This window comes from Streptomyces synnematoformans (genome assembly GCF_039531005.1).
GTDB classification, from domain to species: Bacteria; Actinomycetota; Actinomycetes; order Streptomycetales; family Streptomycetaceae; genus Streptomyces; species Streptomyces synnematoformans.
On record NZ_BAAAPF010000677.1, the window covers coordinates 1 to 1,207 of the forward strand.

At 79.8% G+C, this 1,207-nt stretch carries 1 protein-coding gene; it reads right to left on the reverse strand.

All coding sequences use genetic code 11. The features are described from left to right. Nucleotides 1-224: 224 nt before the first annotated feature. On the reverse strand, nucleotides 225-1,207 hold a 983-nt coding region (locus tag ABD317_RS37070), incomplete at its 5' end, for a hypothetical protein (protein ID WP_344296491.1).

A 1,207-nucleotide genomic window follows, 5' to 3' on the forward strand; every position in this document is an offset into this window, starting at 1 on the left:
CGTCGCCGCCGCCCGCGCCGCGGCGGGCGACCGTGGCGCCCTCCCGGGGGCGGCGGTGGCGCTGGGGTCGGCAGGGGTGGCCGCTGTGGGAGCCGCGCTCGCGGCTGGCGGAGGAGTGGGAGGAGGACCAGGGCGGCGGCTGACGACCGACGACCGGGGGCCGGCGTCGTCCGGGCCGAAGGGCCCCGGACGCCGCGCCGCGCCGCGGCCGCCCCGCGCCGCCGTCAGTCGCGTTCGAAGAACGTCCGCAGCGGCTTGGGCAGTTCGTCGCTGCACTTCTCCTTCGACGTCTCCGTGAGCGCGTCGCTGCGGCAGTTGAAGTAGTCCTGGTACGCGATCTGCACCGCGAACCCGGCGAGCACGATGGACAGCGTGATGCCCGCCGCCACGACGCCGGTGATCGCCGCCGTGGTGTGCGGACGTCCGCCCGACCGGCGCTTGGCGGGCTGGCCGAAGGCGTCGGTGCCGCCGCCCGCCCGGCCGTTGCCCGCCGCGGCCCCGCTCTGCCCGCCGGACTTGCCGCGCAGCGCGTCGATGCCCCAGTAGAGCGCGAGCGCGCCGAGGAGCAGCGCCAGCGGCCACCAGTTGAACAGGGCGAAGAAGAAGCCCCACATGCCGGCGAGCAGCGCGTACCGCGACCGCCGCTGCACCGGGTCGGTCGGGTCCCAGCGCAGGCCGCCGCCGGGGCCGTCGCCGTTGCCGCGGCCGTTCTTGCGGCCGTTGTTCCGGCCGGAGCCCGACTCGTCGCCGGAGTCGCCGGGGCCGGACTCGGGGCCCTGCGGGCCGTCCGGTCCGCCGGGGCCCGGCTGGCCGGGGTCGCCGCCGCCCCAGCTGCCCTGCCCGGGGGGCGGCTGGTGGCTGCTCCACTGGTTGCCCCACGGGGGCGGCGGCTGGTCCTGGCCGCCGTTCTGCCCGTTGCCCTGCCCCCCGCCCTGGCCGTTGCCCTGATCGCCGTCGCCCTGGCCGCCGTTGCCCTGGCCGCCGTCGTTCCCGCCCTGCCCGCCGCCCCGGGGCGCATCCTGCGGCCCTCGCGGTCCGGGCCCCTGCGGCGGCGCGCCCTGCGGCCCCGGCCCGTACTGCGGCACCCCCTGCGGGGGAGCCCCGTAGGGCGGCGCGCCGTGGGGCGGAGCACCGTAGGCCGGTGCGCCCTGCGGCGGAGCCCCGTACGGCGGCGGCGCGCCGTAAGGCCCCGGCGCGTACGCCGGCG